This window comes from Pseudoalteromonas sp. SG44-17, assembly GCF_014164235.1.
Taxonomy (GTDB): Bacteria; Pseudomonadota; Gammaproteobacteria; order Enterobacterales; family Alteromonadaceae; genus Pseudoalteromonas; species Pseudoalteromonas rhizosphaerae.
The window spans coordinates 145,317-161,433 of record NZ_JACJEV010000009.1 but is presented as its reverse complement, the minus strand read 5'-3'; the positions used below and the strand labels follow the sequence as shown (position 1 = coordinate 161,433).

At 41.1% G+C, this 16,117-nt stretch carries 17 protein-coding genes and 1 pseudogene; 7 read left to right on the top strand and 11 right to left on the bottom strand.

Annotated elements, in window-relative coordinates; all coding sequences use genetic code 11:
- Positions 1–8: 8 nt before the first annotated feature.
- Positions 9–345, bottom strand: a pseudogene (locus H5182_RS22170) (group II intron maturase-specific domain-containing protein); the annotation flags it as partial.
- 919 nt (positions 346–1,264) lie between these two features.
- On the opposite strand from H5182_RS22170, the gene H5182_RS09230 reads away from it, so the two are divergent.
- From H5182_RS09230 to H5182_RS09215, 4 genes are all read left to right on the top strand, one after another.
- Positions 1,265–1,729, top strand: a complete 465-nt coding sequence (locus H5182_RS09230; RefSeq protein ID WP_182759147.1) for a nuclear transport factor 2 family protein — start codon at positions 1,265–1,267, stop codon at positions 1,727–1,729.
- 102 nt (positions 1,730–1,831) lie between these two features.
- Positions 1,832–2,200 (top strand): hypothetical protein, encoded by a 369-nt coding sequence (locus tag H5182_RS09225; protein ID WP_182759148.1) that lies wholly within the window; start codon positions 1,832–1,834, stop codon positions 2,198–2,200.
- Positions 2,201–2,967: 767 nt separating this feature from the next.
- Complete coding sequence (locus tag H5182_RS09220; protein ID WP_182759913.1) at positions 2,968–3,138, top strand: hypothetical protein; 171 nt, start codon at positions 2,968–2,970, stop codon at positions 3,136–3,138.
- A gap of 17 nt (positions 3,139–3,155) precedes the next feature.
- A complete protein-coding gene (locus H5182_RS09215) occupies positions 3,156–3,572 on the top strand; it encodes a hypothetical protein (protein WP_182759912.1) in 417 nt (138 codons plus the stop codon).
- Positions 3,573–4,148: 576 nt separating this feature from the next.
- Here the strand turns inward: H5182_RS09215 and ggt are convergent.
- The gene (gene ggt, locus H5182_RS09210; RefSeq protein ID WP_182759911.1) at positions 4,149–5,819 is read right to left on the bottom strand and encodes a gamma-glutamyltransferase; all 1,671 of its coding nucleotides are present in this window, start codon (positions 5,817–5,819) and stop codon (positions 4,149–4,151) included.
- Between the two features lie 92 nt (positions 5,820–5,911).
- The gene (locus H5182_RS09205; protein WP_182759910.1) at positions 5,912–6,448 is read right to left on the bottom strand and encodes a GNAT family N-acetyltransferase; all 537 of its coding nucleotides are present in this window, start codon (positions 6,446–6,448) and stop codon (positions 5,912–5,914) included.
- A 95-nt stretch (positions 6,449–6,543) separates the two neighbouring features.
- Here H5182_RS09205 and H5182_RS09200 point away from each other — a divergent pair, with 95 nt between their 5' ends.
- From H5182_RS09200 to H5182_RS09190, 3 genes are all read left to right on the top strand, one after another.
- The gene (locus H5182_RS09200) at positions 6,544–6,912 is read left to right on the top strand and encodes a hypothetical protein (RefSeq protein WP_182759909.1); all 369 of its coding nucleotides are present in this window, start codon (positions 6,544–6,546) and stop codon (positions 6,910–6,912) included.
- 296 nt (positions 6,913–7,208) lie between these two features.
- Positions 7,209–8,354, top strand: coding sequence for a porin (locus H5182_RS09195; RefSeq protein WP_182734891.1), 1,146 nt, complete (start codon positions 7,209–7,211; stop codon positions 8,352–8,354).
- 10 nt (positions 8,355–8,364) lie between these two features.
- Positions 8,365–8,772 (top strand): phosphate ABC transporter substrate-binding protein, encoded by a 408-nt coding sequence (locus H5182_RS09190; protein WP_145242880.1) that lies wholly within the window; start codon positions 8,365–8,367, stop codon positions 8,770–8,772.
- Positions 8,773–8,842: 70 nt separating this feature from the next.
- Here H5182_RS09190 and H5182_RS09185 read toward each other — a convergent pair whose 3' ends face one another.
- From H5182_RS09185 to H5182_RS09150, 8 genes are all read right to left on the bottom strand, one after another.
- Positions 8,843–10,468, bottom strand: coding sequence for a methyl-accepting chemotaxis protein (locus H5182_RS09185; RefSeq protein WP_182731043.1), 1,626 nt, complete (start codon positions 10,466–10,468; stop codon positions 8,843–8,845).
- Positions 10,469–10,889: 421 nt separating this feature from the next.
- Positions 10,890–11,807, bottom strand: coding sequence for a F0F1 ATP synthase subunit gamma (locus H5182_RS09180; protein WP_182731042.1), 918 nt, complete (start codon positions 11,805–11,807; stop codon positions 10,890–10,892).
- Positions 11,804–13,285 (bottom strand): alternate F1F0 ATPase, F1 subunit alpha, encoded by a 1,482-nt coding sequence (locus H5182_RS09175; protein WP_404936212.1) that lies wholly within the window; start codon positions 13,283–13,285, stop codon positions 11,804–11,806. The genes H5182_RS09180 and H5182_RS09175 overlap by 4 nt, the downstream gene beginning before the upstream one ends.
- Positions 13,286–13,436: 151 nt before the next feature.
- Positions 13,437–14,342, bottom strand: a complete 906-nt coding sequence (locus H5182_RS09170; protein WP_182759907.1) for a F0F1 ATP synthase subunit B — start codon at positions 14,340–14,342, stop codon at positions 13,437–13,439.
- Positions 14,343–14,345: 3 nt separating this feature from the next.
- Complete coding sequence (locus tag H5182_RS09165; RefSeq protein ID WP_145242870.1) at positions 14,346–14,627, bottom strand: F0F1 ATP synthase subunit C; 282 nt, start codon at positions 14,625–14,627, stop codon at positions 14,346–14,348.
- Between the two features lie 78 nt (positions 14,628–14,705).
- Complete coding sequence (locus H5182_RS09160; RefSeq protein ID WP_182731039.1) at positions 14,706–15,398, bottom strand: F0F1 ATP synthase subunit A; 693 nt, start codon at positions 15,396–15,398, stop codon at positions 14,706–14,708.
- A complete protein-coding gene (locus H5182_RS09155) occupies positions 15,388–15,756 on the bottom strand; it encodes an ATP synthase subunit I (RefSeq protein ID WP_220493566.1) in 369 nt (122 codons plus the stop codon). The genes H5182_RS09160 and H5182_RS09155 overlap by 11 nt, the downstream gene beginning before the upstream one ends.
- The gene (locus H5182_RS09150; protein ID WP_182731038.1) at positions 15,746–16,102 is read right to left on the bottom strand and encodes an AtpZ/AtpI family protein; all 357 of its coding nucleotides are present in this window, start codon (positions 16,100–16,102) and stop codon (positions 15,746–15,748) included. The genes H5182_RS09155 and H5182_RS09150 overlap by 11 nt, the downstream gene beginning before the upstream one ends.
- Between the last annotated feature and the right edge of the window lie 15 nt (positions 16,103–16,117).

Here is a 16,117-nt window from a genome sequence, read left to right as displayed (position 1 = left end):
TGGGCGGTTCATCTCCCGTAGTGAATATTGATCCAAATATCTCTTAATGACGCTAAACCTTGTGACGCTAGATAGTCATTGCCTATCGCAATGTTAATTCCTTTTGTTTTTGAGCTTCTACAAGGGCCTTCGCTTCCAAGCGCCTACTTTTGGTACTGGTGATACCGCATGCTATGGCCAGTCGCTCACTGACCACCAATTTCATTAAACTGCGTACTTTAGTGCGTGCTATTCCTTTTATAAAGAGCGCCATTGCCGCCAGTAGCACATTCTTATCCTGCGGCGGATCCAATGATCTAAATCCACCGTTAGCTGATAAGCATTGGCAGACGGAAAATGAGCTACACCGACAAAATAAAGATTAAAATAGACTGTCAAAATAGATAGCCTAATTTAGCAACGAAAATGTTTTATTAAGGAATGGTAAAAGACTCGGTTGTATTGAGCCTGCTTTCCTTATGGTAAAAAGCGGAATATTACAGTTAACAAAGGCATGAATAAATTGACCTTGCGCGGTCAAACGAAAGTGAATGCCTCACTTCATTCTGCGACAACTGTATTGCTTAGTTCATCAGATAGAAAAGCTGTAAAACACGATGCATTAATAAAGGTAAGCTGCTACCTCTCCAAATAAGCCACTTAAACACCTGTTATACCTTCCAAAACGCCAATTAAAGCAACACCAAGTCCTCTTTTTATATTTTACGTAAAAGTCAGTTGTCGATTGAATCAAAATAGGAACTCAGCTATGGTTAATGCATCAATAAAAATAAATTAAAAACGGGTTATTCTACAGACTCGTTAGGGTTACTTGGAGATTTGGTGGAAAATTTAAAGGCGAAGCTCATCGAATTAGAAGAGCATTTATTTAAGGCTGAGACCAGAGCTTCATACGGCGAATTGGATGAACTAATTGCGGATGAGTTCACTGAAATTGGTGGCTCTGGAGTTCGATTTGGAAAAAAGAAGCTCTGGAGCGTCTGCCATCAGAATTGCCACCTAAGATCAGTGCATCTGAATATGAATTGAGACATTTAGCGCCAAATTGTGCCCAGTTACTTTATAAAGCTGTAATGGTAAAAGGTGGTGAAACAACCGCTATTTACTCATTACGATGTTCAATATGGGCTCTGATAAATGGGAGGTGGCAAATGATCTTCCATCAGGGCACCTTATGCAAAGCATTTTAGTAGTAACCCTAAAAATTAATATGCGGTTCTTTGGGTCCGCATCATTAAACAGTTAAGCAAACAAGGATAGTCCAATGAAATTTTTAATATCGTTAATTACCTTAATTATTTTCTCACTATCTGCTCTTGCAGATGAGACACTGCCTGAAAGTGTATTAAAACAAAAGGCTGAAGCATTCATACAAGCAAAAAATGCGAGGCAACAGCCAAACACTACCGTCGAAGACATAGATCATTTCATTTCATTTTTGGCTGATGAATTTATTGATGAACATCTGAAATTTAATGTCACTATCACGAGTAAGGAAGAGCTTCGACAAGGGATGATTGCGAAGATGAAAGACAAAGTAACATTCAGTGAAATTAAAATTGACCAGATGATGATTGGAAGCAATGTGGTATTCGTCAAATATACGGAACACGCTAAAGTCAAACCAAGCCACATGGATAAGGTCATTGAGTATACAAGTACTAATATAATGTCTCTAGAGTTTGATGATAATGGTCTTATCAAACATATTCGTAGACATCATGCGTAAGTGTTTGCCTAATAAGTTAAATCATCGAAAAACCACTCGCTGGCTGCGCCAAAACGCTAGCGTTTTCCGCTGTTTAAAGCGTTAGCTGTACAAGGAGTTACATTGAGCATTTTTAAACAATCAAGCCTATTTACATCGTTTCTAATAGTTTTCGGTTTTGCCTTTCGTTACTACGCGGTCTATAAATCGGATGTTGATATTAATATTTTAGGTGTAGCATTAAGCGTTATAGTTGCTGGTTTAATTGGCGGTGTAGGTTTTTATTTTGGTCAGCTTAAAATACAAGAAACATTACCCGTAAAATACTTAGCATTTTCTGCGTTATTTGTTTTCTTTATGTCACATAATTTAAGTAATTTACTCGGTTTATACCAATTATCATGGTTTGCATATTTAGCAGTTGTTTGTTCTTTGGCTTTTGTAATGGCACTACGTGTACCTAAAATGCTTAACAAAGAAAAGTACAACTAATCGGGTAGCCGGAGGTCTCTAACCTCCAGCCCCCACACCACCCATAATGCGCTTTTCATTAACAGGAAGTGCAATGGGCGGTTCATCTCCCGTAATGAATATTGATCCAAATATCTCTCAATGACACTAAACCTTGTGAAGCTAAGTAGTCATTGCCTAGCGCAATATTAATTACTTTTGTTTTTGAGCTTCGACAAGGGCCTTCGCTTCCAAGCGCCTACTTTTGGTACTGGTGATACCACAGGCTATGGCGAGTCGTTCGCTAACCCTCCTCCAAGCGTTAGCGCGAATGCGTGTTTATCAGATCTCCCCCTTTTTTACCTATAAAGAACAGGTGCATCGACTTTCTCTGCACAACTGCATCATTTACGGTGGCCGTTAGATCACATGACTTCGCTATCTTGTGCTAGCTCGTCTCAAGCCTACGCCTCATATGATGTTTTTGTTCATCAGCTCACTTTTATTTATCATAAAGAATGCTAGTGGCTTCCTCCAGACTATCTCTTGCGATTTAGCCCTTGCCATTCGCGAGTGTCTATCGTTTAATAACAGTATGTTATTTAAACGGTGATCTTCCTACAGAGGACTTTCACCTCATAAGTTAATGCCCATGTCGGGCGTACACAAACGCATGTTGTTGGACTGGTTTTCCGCTGCGCTCCAAACCAGCCGCAAATGCGGGCGTTATTTTTTTAATCAGCTTCTAAAACTCCAAGTTTTAAAACAGCTACCCTTATAAATTTAAGTAATTTAATGTGAGATGAGCAATGAAGCGTAAATCTGAATTTAAAGAGCAATGTTCTAATTGTGAGCAGGGCTATCGAGTTGTTGAAGAAATACAAATTTCTCGTGAAAAGAGAAAATTTGAATGTGAAGAATGTGGTCATTTAATTAAAAAATGGAATGGTTCTGTAGATTATATATTCTACAAAATCTAATGTTCAAGGAGCGTTGCTTGCCAAAATTTAATGAGATACAAAGTAGGTTTGAATGGTTAAATGCTTTTTTTCGTTCGTACCACTCATTTTTAGTTATTGAAGATAAATGTATTGAGTTAGATAGTTCGTATAAAGATTTGAGTCCATTTACACATTTAAATAATGTTCTTTTATATGACACTGTAATAAATTGGTGCAAAATTTTTGGGTCTTATAGTGAAGAGTGCCATTGGAAAAAGGTTGTAAAAGACCACGATCATTTTCGTAGTTACCTTTTTAAATCAATTGATAAAACACAACAAGAGTTCACGGAATATCAAAGTAAAATAGTTGAATTTAGGAACAAATGGGTTGTTCACTTTGATCCAAACTATAAACACCCAGCAGTTCCTTTTTTTGATATTGCTCATGATAGTGCTATTGCTCTTCATTAATATCTCAAGGAACAGTCGAGTGAAGATTACCCTTATGGCGGTCCCGAAAATATTGAGAAATTTGGTAAAGATGTTTCCAATGTATTGTTTTCAAAATTATTAACAAGTTAAAACAAAACATAATCGGTAGTCGGAGGTCTCTAACCTCCAGCCCTCACACCACCCATCATGCGCTTTTCATTAACAGGAAGTGCTATGGGCGGTTCATCTCCCGTTATCAATATTGATCCAAATATTTCTCAATGACGCTAAACCTTGTGACACTAAATAGTTATTGCTCAGCGCAATGTTAATTCCTTTTGTTTTTGAGCTTCGACAAGGGCCTTCGCTTCCAAGCGCCTACTTTTGGTACTGGTGATACCATATGCTATGGCGAGTCGTTCGCTGACACCCAATTTTATTAAACTGTGTACTGCGCGAGGTAAACTCGCGCCTACGAGTCACTCCCCTAACACCTAGTTACCTAGCTCCTAAAACCTTTTTGTAATTGGGCTTCGTTACCCTCCCCCCAACTACAATCGCCTAATTTAACACCAAGCAATCTTACAACTTATGACTTACCGCTTAAAGCTGCGATCAAAACACCATCGCCTTACCGCGCCCTGATGCTTCTGAGCCGGCATCTAGTTTGCCATCACGTTCGATGATCACATGCATATCACCAAAATGGCGCTCGTCTAAGGTGTAGCCCATTTTCTCTAGTGCTTTAACAACGTTTGCATCTAACCCTGCATGATGACGTATGACATTTTTAGGCCAAAGTTGATGATGAAAACGCGGGCTATTTACCACTTCATCGGCGCTCATATTAAATTCAACCGCGTTTAAAATAGATTCGTACACCGAGCTTATTATGGTGGTGCCGCCAGGTGAGCCGGTGACCATTTTAACTTTATTGCCTTTGAGTAAGATAGTTGGCGTCATTGAGCTAAGCATACGCTTATACGGCTGGATTTCGTTAGCTTTACCACCGAGCGCGCCAAATACATTCATCACCCCTGGTTTGGCACTAAAGTCATCCATTTCATCGTTAAGCAAAAAGCCCGCGCCAGCAACGACTACACCACTGCCATAACCTAAGTTAATGGTGGTGGTATTCGATACTGCATTACCCCATTTATCAACTATAGAAAAATGCGTGGTTTGTTCGCTTTCATGTAACCCTGGTTTAATGTTTTCAGTCGTCGATATTTTATCGAGTGTGATGCTGCTACTGCGCTTTTTAAGATAATCCATGGCGATTAGTTCGCTCTTTGGCACATCAAAAAAGTCTGGATCACCTAAGTACTCTGCTCTATCAGCAAATACGCGTTTGCCAATTTCTGCTAATAAATGAATATATGCTGTGGAGTTGTGCTCAAGCCCTGCTTTGGGTTTAGTCAGCTCGTACATTTTTAACCATTGTATTATTGCAATACCGCCGGAGCTTGGTGGTGGTGATGTAAGTACTTGGTAACCGTTCCAAGCGGCTTTCATCGGGGTACGTGATTTTGCTTGATAGGCTTTTAAATCCGCTTGCGTAATGATCCCGCCATGTTCAGCCATAAAATCGGCAATGATTTTAGCCGTTTCGCCTTCATAAAATCCTGCCTTACCTTGCTCGCGAATACGTTTTAACGTGGCTGCAAGCTCAGGTTGCTTAAAGTTTTGATTCGCTTTAGCGTTGGCAAAATAATCAGCAAAGTTAATTGTTACGTCTTTTTTAGCCATGCGGGCAATGTAGCGCTCAATACTGCTGGCTAATTTAGGGTGAACAATAAAACCCTGCTCGGCTAACTTTACTGCAGGCTCAACAAGGGTTTTCCAATCAAGTGTGCCGTGTTTTTGATGAGCAAGCCACATGCCAGCCACACTACCGGGTACACCACTGGCGTGAATGCCGTATATCGATTTATTTGCAACCACATTACCTTTGTCATCCAAATACATATCGCGATGGGCGGCAATTGGACCTGTTTCGCGGTAATCTATAAAGTCGCCTTGCCCGTCTTTTTGGATCAGCATAAAACCACCACCGCCAATGTTTCCCGCTTCAGGCAAAGTAACGGCTAATACAAACTGCGCAGCAATGGCTGCATCAACCGCGTTACCGCCCTGCTCCAAAATGGCTCTTGCTACGTCACTACTGTAACTATCGGGCATAGCCACTGCCGCTTGGGCTGTTTTGCCACTAGCTGCCAATGCCGTTATGTGTAACTGCATTACAATGACACTAAAAATCAGTAAATGTTTTACACCTGCAAACATATTTAATTCCTTGTTGATTTTATTTTTTGATTATTTTATTAACCCCATTAATACACATTCAGTTAACAAGGGTCAAACTACAATAAACAGCTTTACACAGATTTTCGATATAACACGGCTGGTAACTCGCCGAACTCGTCGCTATGGGTATATTGTTCAATAAACTGCAGACCCAGCTTTTCCATCACTTTAATCGAGCCGTTATTGTCTTTTAGTGCAGTGGCGCTAAGTGCCTTGATCTCAGCATTGGCGGTGATCACATCGGCAACGGCTTGCGCGGCTTCACTGGCGTAACCTTTACCCCAACTTGTGCGTTTAAAACGCCAGCCAATTTCAATATCACTAAAATCAGGCTCTGCAGTAAAAAACCCCATTGGCCGAATTAATATCCAACCAATAAAGCTGTCATTATCATTAAGGTTAACTTGCCAAAGCCCCCAGCCCTGTTGTGGATTGCGGTAGGCTTGCATGCGCGGAATAAAAACGTCTTTGATGGTGCTCATGGTCGTCGTCTTGCCACGAGTAAGGTACTCCATAACCTGTGGGTCGTTATCGAGTTCAAACAGTAGCGCACTGTCATTTTCATCCATTAATTTAAAATTAAGTCGTGCTGTTCGAGGTATATTCATTTTCTAGCCTGTATATTGCTTGTTTTAAGATTGCCATCAATACTGTACCAGAGGAAATATTCCTCGGGACATCATTATTATACAAAGGAACAAATATGAACAAATTAGCAAGTTTAGTTTTATTAGGCTGTGTAGCACTAACCGGTTGCGAAGACGCCAGCGAAGCAAAAAAAGAAGCGGCTGAAGCAAAAGCTGAGGTTAAAAAAGCACTTAATGATGCATGGGATGAAGTAAAAGAAACCAGCAATCAATTTAAAGGTGAATCACTTGATGAGCTACTGCAAGAAAGTAAAAAACTTGGCCTTGATATGTATGATGATGGCAAAGAGGTGGCTTTAGATGCCTGGCTTGAAAGTAAAGAAGCAGCAGGCGAGTTAACCGAAAAAACCAAGCAAAAAGCCCAACAGCTCGTTGAAGAATTACAAGCCGCACGTGAAGAACATTACAAAGAAAGTAATAACTAACCCCCTGCACTTTAAACTGCTATTTTTATAGTTCGCTGCATTACTGAATTTCTCGTCAGAGTTGATGTTAACACCTATTTTATCTGATTAGGCTGCTATTAGGGGAGCCTACATTCGCAATATAATTAGATCAGCTCGGCTGATCGTACGGGTTGTTTTCAAGTTACCTACCACACTTACCTCATTTTAAAAAATACATATATAAAATCAAAATGATACTGTTAAATTGTCGATAATTCACATATTTACTCCTATACTCTAGCTGAAATCAACATACTAAAAACTTAGGATACACAATGAAAAAACTTCCTCTCGCAATTGCTTTATGTGCTGTATGCGCATCTGCAAGCTCATTTGCAGAAGTGCGTATTAATGGTTTTGCCTCTATTGTTGGTGGCAAAACATTGGATGATAATACAACTCGATACGGGTACGACAACGACATTTCATTTAAAAATGAAAGCGTTTTTGCTTTACAATTATCGGCTGATTTACAAGATAAGCTCAGTGCAACTGCACAAATTGTAGCCCGTGGTAACAATAGCTTTGATGCCGAATTTGAATGGGCTTATTTAACATACGAATTTACCGATGAGCTGCAACTCAGTGCGGGTAAAATGCGTGTGCCTTTTTATCGCTACTCTGACTTCTTAGATGTTGGCTATGCTTATCGCTGGGTAAGACCACCGCAGTCTGTTTATAGTATTCCATTTTCTACCTATGAAGGCTTGAGCCTACTGCACACTTCACAAATAGGAGATTGGGATTCAACCTTACAAGTCATTTATGGTGGCTTTGATGGTGACATTGCAGCAGTTACAAACAATGATGAAGCCAAACTAAACGACATCGCAGGGGTTAACTGGACTCTATCGTATGATTGGTTTAGTGTTCGCGCTGCTTACTTAGTTGCTGAAACCTCTATTGATTTAAGCAATGGTGAAGCTGGCGGACAAGCTATTAATGGCCTTGAACAATTACTGCGCGACAACGGCCTAATAACTCAAGCTGATGATATTGCTATAAATGAAGATGACGGTACATTTATTGGTGTGGGTTTTTCGATTGACTATAACAACATATTATTTGATGCCGAATATACACAGTTTGAAGTTGAAAAAAGTATCTTAGCAAAACAATCACAATATTATGCGTCGATTGGTTATCGTATGGATGAGTGGATCGTTCATTTTACCTATGAAGATAATGACGACAAACATGACAAATCTCGCTTTGATCAAGTAACCCAAGTGCCTCCTCTCAATAATGGGATTAATCAGGCACTCGATGGTGTTCGTGCACAAAGTAATGTATACACTATCGGAACTCGTTACGACTTTCACCCATCTGCGGCACTAAAAGTTGATTTTAGCCGTTTTAATGATGATATCTCAGATACTGAAACGGATGTTATTGCCGTTGCTGTTGATTTGGTTTTTTAAGGGGATGGTTATGAAAAAACTAATTTTAGCGGGTCTTATGTCTGCCTGTTCATTTAGTGCGTTTGCAGGCGTTACTGTGATCGTAAATACAGGTAATGCCAACGCGATAGACCAAGATGAAATCAAAAAAATCTACCTTGGCAAAAGCAAGTCATTCGCGGATGGTGTGAAAGTAAATCCAGTAAATCAAAACGGCAACAGTATTGCTGATGAATTCAATGACAAAGTGGTTGGTAAATCAAGTAGCCAACTTAATGCCTATTGGTCAAAATTGGTTTTTACTGGTAAAGGTACACCGCCAGAAAAACTAGATAATGACCAAGCGGTAATCGACTTTGTTTCGAGTAATGCCGATGCTATTGGCTATATTGATAGCAGTAAAGTGAGTGATGCAGTGAAAGTAATCGCAACTTTCTAGCTGTTATAACTTAAATAAAAAACGCCTTGTGGTATCTAACCACAAGGCGTTTTTTATTATAACCACAAGGTTATTCGACTTTAAATTTAGCCGTCGCATCCAATAGATTATCAGACAAGTAATGTAAGTTCTTCGCCACATCACGAACTGCAGTAAGCGAAGCCATAGTATCTTCGAATGATGTATGCATATTAGATACATTTTCGACCACCATTGCCGCAACTGATGTTTGCTCTTCAGTGGCTGCTGCAATTTGTGAGTTCATACCATTAATTTCAAGCATTTGCTCTGCAATTTTTTCAATTGAAATACCTGTATTTTCTGCCGCTGTTGCATTATTACTGGCCATATCACGCGCCGATGTCATAGCGCTAACCGACTCGTTTGCAGCACTGGTTAAGGTGTTTAATAATTCACGAATTTCATTGGTTGATTTAGCCGTACGCGATGCCAACTCTCTGACTTCATCAGCAACCACAGCGAAACCACGCCCTTGTTCACCCGCTCGCGCAGCTTCTATAGCAGCATTAAGTGCTAACAAGTTGGTTTGCTCTGCAATCGAAGTGATCACATTAAGTATCTGAGTTACATTTTTTGTATCATCCGCTAGCTTGTTAATTGTCGAAGCGGCACGATTAATTTCAGCGCTTAACGTCTGAGATTCAGTGACCGATGTTCGGATCTGTGAACGGCTTTGTTCCACTTCTTGCTCAGCCGTTTGCGCTGCACGTGAGGCACTTGCTGCCGAATGTGAAATGTCTCCTACACTTTGCTTCATTTCTTCCATCGACTGTTTAACTATTTCAGCATCTGCGGTTTGCTTGCTGGTCGCATTTTCTGCTTGTTCCATGCCTTGCACTAAGCGCGTTGAGTTTTCCATCAAGGGTTCACACACCGCCATTACTTCGAGTACCGACTCTCTTAACAAGGCTATAAATGTATTGAAGTTAATTGCAACTTGGCCGATTTCATCTTCACTACGAACTGTAAGCTGCGTGCTAAGAGAGCCTTTCCCCTCACCTAATAAGCGTAAATTGCCAGCCGCATCACTGGCGGCGGCAGCAATTCCACGAGCAATCCAAATAGCCATAAATAATAGTAATAACAATGAAACAGATGACACAACCAGCATTAACGTTAATGCATGATCAGAGCGTGACTTGGTATTTTTTACCAACTCAAAAAAGCGCGCATCGGCACGTTGCTGAGCAGCTTTAAGACTTTGCAACACCGAGTTATACATATTGGTTTTAGATTGTGCTTGCTGCTGGATTTTACTAAAATCAGCAGTTCCACTGATCATATCGTTAGCAATTTTTGTTGATATAGCAGCGTATTCGGTTAACTGTGTGCGTGTTTGCCTATCAATGTAGGTACTATTAATATTATTTATTGCGTCAAGATTCTCAGTTAATGCTGTCAGCGTCTCTTTTGCTTTATCAACAATATCTTGTTCGCCAAATGTAACTGCTTGTGTATAAAGCTCATCTAATTTTTCAAGTAACCCGACGTTCGCTGATGTTAGTTTTACCACTTGATAAGATGTTTTTTCAAGTTCGTCTAATGAGCCCCGATTGTCCACCATCGAAATATAATTGATTAATACAATAACCACAAAAGCGATAACAGCAATACTCGTGATAGCGTGAATTTTTTTACTTATGCTTAGGTCCTGAAAAGACAAACTTGAAGCCATGCGATCTACCTTATTATTTAACTATGTGTATTATCGGCCTATTAGTTATAAGTGTTAACTATATTTTTAATTTATCTAGCTTTATTGCCATAAAAGTTCACAAAAGGCACAAAAAATAAATCAATCGCCCGATAAAAACTAGATAATTAGAGCAATCTGTTGTTTTTGTGCTTGCAAGGTTATTATTTGAGCACACAATCACTAACTAATATTAGCAATATATACTCTCTTTATTTCAATATAGCAGAACTTATCGTTAAAAGAGCTGAAATATGGCTACACTATGCTGGAAATATCAACAAATATTACATCACCTTGACTATAAAAAACGTGTTACTCAATAACTCAACAAATTAAGATGCGAAATACGCAAATATCTTAGTTCTAACTTCATTTTGAGTTACAAGGCTTAATAGATTATTTAATCAGCATTCAAGTTAAGTAATTCATAACCTGCCAGTACATCGCTTAGCTCTGCATCAATAGAGCTTTGCCTTAGCACATGAAACTCTTTACCGAGATTGTCTAATAATTCTTCTATGTTTTTTTCTGCACGCTGCATCGCCGCAAGCCGGCTAGCATTTTCACTGGCCAACGACTCGGCACAGGCGCGATAAAGCGAAATAAATATGTATTCGCGGATCAATGCCCGTAGTGTCATATCATTACTACCTAAAATTTCGGGTAATCGTTTTGTCGGCCAAGGGATTTGTGCTAACTCTCGTTGCCATTTTTGATCAAGCGGCAGTAATCGTTGTGATATTGGCTGATATTGAGCGCCCGATTGCATCTGATTATAAAATACATAAACACGTGCAGCGCTTGCATTAGCAAGGTGTGTTTCGCTATCAATTTGAATTTGCCCAACCAACGCGGTGATCTCATTTATGCTCGTGGGCACCGTAAAACTTTTTTCCATAGATAAACCGGCATCGGCGAGTCGTGAGTAGACTCGCTCACCCACCGCCCACACTTGCAGTTGTGTGGTCTGAGATTGCGCGCCTAAATCGGCCAGTGCTTTAATTGCAAAGTCAGCAATATCTTCATTGAACTGCCCAACTAAACCTTGATCGGAGCCAAACACAATAGCACTGACTATATTATCGCCCTGCTTATCTGTGTTCGATATTGCACCCACTGCAGGTAAATTAACATCAACCGCCTGTATCGTAGCGCTTAATCCTAATTCTACCGTTCGATAGTAATCAGTTAATGAGCTGACAGATTTTTCGTATTGACTAATACTCGATGCGGCAAGCGCCTTCATCGTCCGCACAACTCCTTTTAAATCGCTGGCACTGTCGATTTTATGACGCAAATTAGCAGCGGTATTACTCATGGTTGTTCAGAGCCGTCAGCCAGCAATGGCGCATTACTATCTTCAATACTCGCCAGCGCTTGTTTTGATAGGGCAATGATATTTTGATGATCCTCGTCACTTAATGATCCTGAGGTTGCTAATCGCGTTGATAATTCAGCAGGCAAACGATTGATAATACCTCGTAAAGCATTTTTTGCTGCGCTCATTTTTGCTAATGCAATGGTATCAAATAGGCCCGAAGTCAAAGCAAGTAATAATATGATTTGTTCAGCGACTGGAAGCGGAGATGATTCTGGCTGGCGTAAACTGGCGCGAATACGGCGGCCATGTTCAATTGATTTTGCGGTATCTTGATCTAAACGCGCACCAAAGCGAGCAAATGTTTCTAGCTCTTCAAATTGTGCATAAGTCAATTTTAGGTCACCCGCTACAGCCCGAAACGCTGCCAGTTGAGCTTTGCCGCCAACACGCGAAACAGATTTACCAACATCAACAGCGGGTAAAACACCCAATTCAAATAACGATGGGGATAAATATATTTGCCCATCGGTGATCGAAATTAAGTTGGTGGGTATGTAAGCTGAGATATTTTGTGCTTCTGTTTCAATAATAGGCAGTGCAGTAAGTGAGCCACCGCCAAGTGCTTTATTTAATTGAGTGGCGCGCTCAAGTAAACGTGAGTGAATATAAAAAATGTCGCCAGGAAATGCTTCACGCCCAGGTGGACGACGAAGCAGCAACGACAGTTCACGGTATGCGCGCGCATGTTTGGTTAAATCATCAAAAACAATCAGTACATCTTGCCCCTGTTGCATATAATATTCCGCGATACTCATCGCTGCATACGGGGCAATGTACTGTAAGCCCGCCGGTTCATTGCCTTCGGTAACCACCACCACAGTATAAGCCATTGCGCCTTGTTCACGTAATGTCGCCACAGCCTTTGCCACACTCGAAGCCCGTTGCCCTATCGCGCAATAAACACAGAGCACATTTTTATCGTGTTGATTGAGAATAGTGTCGATGGCAATCGCGGTTTTTCCGGTCTGTCGATCACCCAGAATAAGCTCCCGTTGCCCTCGTCCTATTGGGATCAAGGCATCAATAACAATCAACCCCGTTTGTAACGGCACTGTCACCGCAGCGCGATCCATTATCGCCGTTGCCGTGCGTTCGATTGGTAAATGCTGCGTGGCTTGAATAGGCAACCCATCATCTAGCACCTGACCAAGAGGATTAATAACGCGCCCCAATAACTCATTACCCACAGCGATATCCATAACATGACCGCTGCGTCGAACCTCATCACCAGCTTGTAAATGTGCGTAATCGCCAAGTAATACCACGCCTAACTCATCTATATCGACATTGAAAACGATACCTCGCACATTGCCAGCAAAGATCAACATCTCTTCAAAACCGGCACTGGGTAATCCTGATACTTTGGCAATACCGGTTGCAATATTGGTAATTATACCCACCTCATACGATTTCATTTGAGGCGAAAATGCCTTACGAGCTTTTTCGATTCGAGAGAATGAGTTGTCGAAAATATTATCGAGTGTTTCGCTATGATAGGCTGTTGTTGCTTGGCGAATTAAAGCCGAAGATTGGCTGCTATTAGTTGTATTAGTTGTATTAGTTGCATCACTCATGGTGGTTTTCAATGTTAGTAATGGGTTTGCTAGTAAGCACTTTGCCTTTATCTTGCTCTTGGTCAGGCAGCTCATCGTTTGGTTTATTATCACTACTGCGCTTGGTTTTGTTGTCAGCTGCTCCCTGCTCAACAGCTTTGCCATTTTGTTTTAGCAGCGCCACAACGTCTTGTTCAAGCGACTGCAGGTAGTCAGCAATATTCCAGCCTAATTTTTGGCCATTAGTACTCAACTCAATACCACTGATAAGCTCTGCTGAGGTGGCAAACTCTAAGTCAATGTCAGCGCCAAATGTTGCTTTAATCGCTTTATCAATAGCAGCGCGCTCTATATCAGGCAACTCAAATGCACTCGTTAATAATGCCGGTTTTTTGCTGGCTTTGAGTGCTTTTACTAGCGTCGTTTTTGCCGCTGGCTGCAACTCACTTAATTGCGCTATAAATACCTGAGTGACTTGCTGCTCTAAACTTGCGCTTGCAAGGTCGTGTAAGGTTTTGCGGGTGATAGCAAATACTTCATCGCTGGTTTTACGCCTCAGTATATTGGTCAGATGTTCAGCATCTGCGGCCATTATTGCTTGATGTTTATCATGTAATGCAGCAACGTCTTGTTGTGCCTGAGCCAGTAACTGCTGTCGTTTTGCATCAGCATCATCTTTTGCTTGCTGTAATAACGTGTCACGCTCTTGAGCAAATTGGTTATTTTTATCTTCAAATATAGCTCGCTCAGCGCTGGCCTGTTGCTGTTTAGCCGCAGCAGCATCGAGCTCATCGGCAATGCGTTGCTCACGGTCGTCAATAGCATGCAAAATAGGTTGGTAAAGATAACGTTTTAACAACCATACCAAGATCAAAAAATTAACAGCCTGTGCTGCTACAGTGAACCAGTCAATTAACATGGCTTACAATCCTGTGGCTTGCGCGATGGCATAATTCCAAAACGGGTTTGCAAAAAGTAAGATCATCGATACCACAAAACAATAAATCGCTGTGGATTCAACCATCGCCAGACCAACAAACAAAGTGCGCGTGATGGTCGTTGAAGCATCAGGCTGTTGAGCTAAGGCACTCAGTGCAGCAGCTACTGCACGTCCTTCGCCAAGAGCCGGACCTATACACCCAATACTGGTAGTGATGCCCGAAATAATTATCGAGGCGATTGCAATCATTGTCATACTGTCCATGTGATCTCCAAAATCTTTCATTGTTAAAGTAAGCAAAAATGTAATGTTAAGATTAATTGATGTTCATTATTGTGGCATTCACTTGCTGTCTGATCTGTTATCCGGTTGGCGAGTTTGTGTTGCGGCCGCAATATAGACGGCTGCAAGAATAGTAAAAATATAGGCTTGTACTATGCCAGTTAGTAGCCCTAGTGCTGTCATCACGATAGGGAAAATAAAAGGGGTGATGGTCAACAAGATACCAATAATCATCGCACCACTCATCATGTTGCCAAACAAGCGCACAGCCAACGCCAATGTGCGTGACAATTCACTAATGATATTAAATGGCAACATAATCATAGTCGGCGCCATATAAGATTTGAGATAGTTAACAACGCCCTGCTGTGCAATGCCAAACATTGGCACCGCGATAAATACACTAAGTGCCAGTGCCGCTGTCGTTGAGAGTGACGCTGTGGGTGGTTCATAGCCGGGAACAATAGTGAAGATACTTGCACTAACCAAAAATAAAAATAAGGTACCAAGAAAATAGAGGTATTTTTTCGCCTGTTGCAAACCAACTTCTTCTATTTGCGTTTCAATCCCCGTGACTATAATTTCTAAAAAATTTTGCCAGCGCGAACGTTGCAAGTTAGTTGATATATTTCGAGTGATCAGCATAGAGCCAAGGGTCAACAGCAGCATCAGTGCCCATGTAAAAGCAATGGTTGCATTAATTTTCACAAAGCCAAGCTGCCAATAAATCACGACATCGGGACTAAGGTGCATGTTGCGATCCTTCATGTGGATTAAGCTGCTCAATAACGGCTACTTGCTGTACTGGTGTATCCAATCTAGCTGTCATTTTCGCAACCACGCGGGCTGTGATAAGTCGTGCGCAAATAAATCCAAACAAACAGATCAGTAAACGTAGCAATGACGCATTAGCCATTTCATGACTTACAACTAAGTAAAAGCCTGCGATAGTTACTGTCATACGCACCAGCAAACTGCTTAATAACCACCACGCCGGATGCGCTGAACGAATACTTTTTTGTACCGTCCACCAAAGACCTACGAAAAAAAAACCACCCAATGCTAAACCTAAGCACCAGATCAGCATTAAGTTCACTGTATCACTCATCATTATGTTCCTTCTCTGCGGTGACTTTGTGCTCTTCACCTATTGCCAGATCTTCTTTCTCTATCCAATGCCATGCATTAAAACAACCAAGTGCCAAACCTGCGACTAACAAGGCTAGTGTCCAAGATCTTTCACTGGGATAATGACCATCAACATAGACTCCGATACTTGCTCCCACTAAGGTAGGTATCGCGACTGACCAGCCAATTAACCCCATCATTCCTAAGCCAAACCACACTCGTTGCTGCGAATGACTGCGCGCTTTTAACTTGCGCGTGGCTTTAATGCCGACTTTTGTCGCTAATGTCGGCTTTGCTTTAGTAGCTGTTTTCAACTTACGCTCATTCATATTATTTGCCTTGCT

Excerpts from the sequence above, each read along its gene's own strand:
- H5182_RS09230 (WP_182759147.1), top strand. The coding sequence starts at position 1,265 with ATGAAATTTTTAATATCGTTAATTACCTTAATTATTTTCTCACTATCT.
- H5182_RS09150 (WP_182731038.1), bottom strand. The coding sequence starts at position 16,102 with ATGAATGAGCGTAAGTTGAAAACAGCTACTAAAGCAAAGCCGACATTA.
- H5182_RS09175 (WP_404936212.1), bottom strand. The coding sequence starts at position 13,285 with ATGAAATCGTATGAGGTGGGTATAATTACCAATATTGCAACCGGTATT.
- ggt (WP_182759911.1), bottom strand. The coding sequence starts at position 5,819 with ATGTTTGCAGGTGTAAAACATTTACTGATTTTTAGTGTCATTGTAATG.
- H5182_RS09160 (WP_182731039.1), bottom strand. The coding sequence starts at position 15,398 with ATGCACCTTAGTCCCGATGTCGTGATTTATTGGCAGCTTGGCTTTGTG.
- H5182_RS09185 (WP_182731043.1), bottom strand. The coding sequence starts at position 10,468 with ATGGCTTCAAGTTTGTCTTTTCAGGACCTAAGCATAAGTAAAAAAATT.
- H5182_RS09180 (WP_182731042.1), bottom strand. The coding sequence starts at position 11,807 with ATGAGTAATACCGCTGCTAATTTGCGTCATAAAATCGACAGTGCCAGC.
- H5182_RS09195 (WP_182734891.1), top strand. The coding sequence starts at position 7,209 with ATGAAAAAACTTCCTCTCGCAATTGCTTTATGTGCTGTATGCGCATCT.
- H5182_RS09170 (WP_182759907.1), bottom strand. The coding sequence starts at position 14,342 with ATGTTAATTGACTGGTTCACTGTAGCAGCACAGGCTGTTAATTTTTTG.
- H5182_RS09220 (WP_182759913.1), top strand. The coding sequence starts at position 2,968 with ATGAAGCGTAAATCTGAATTTAAAGAGCAATGTTCTAATTGTGAGCAG.
- H5182_RS09205 (WP_182759910.1), bottom strand. The coding sequence starts at position 6,448 with ATGAATATACCTCGAACAGCACGACTTAATTTTAAATTAATGGATGAA.
- H5182_RS09190 (WP_145242880.1), top strand. The coding sequence starts at position 8,365 with ATGAAAAAACTAATTTTAGCGGGTCTTATGTCTGCCTGTTCATTTAGT.
- H5182_RS09165 (WP_145242870.1), bottom strand. The coding sequence starts at position 14,627 with ATGGACAGTATGACAATGATTGCAATCGCCTCGATAATTATTTCGGGC.
- H5182_RS09200 (WP_182759909.1), top strand. The coding sequence starts at position 6,544 with ATGAACAAATTAGCAAGTTTAGTTTTATTAGGCTGTGTAGCACTAACC.
- H5182_RS09155 (WP_220493566.1), bottom strand. The coding sequence starts at position 15,756 with ATGATGAGTGATACAGTGAACTTAATGCTGATCTGGTGCTTAGGTTTA.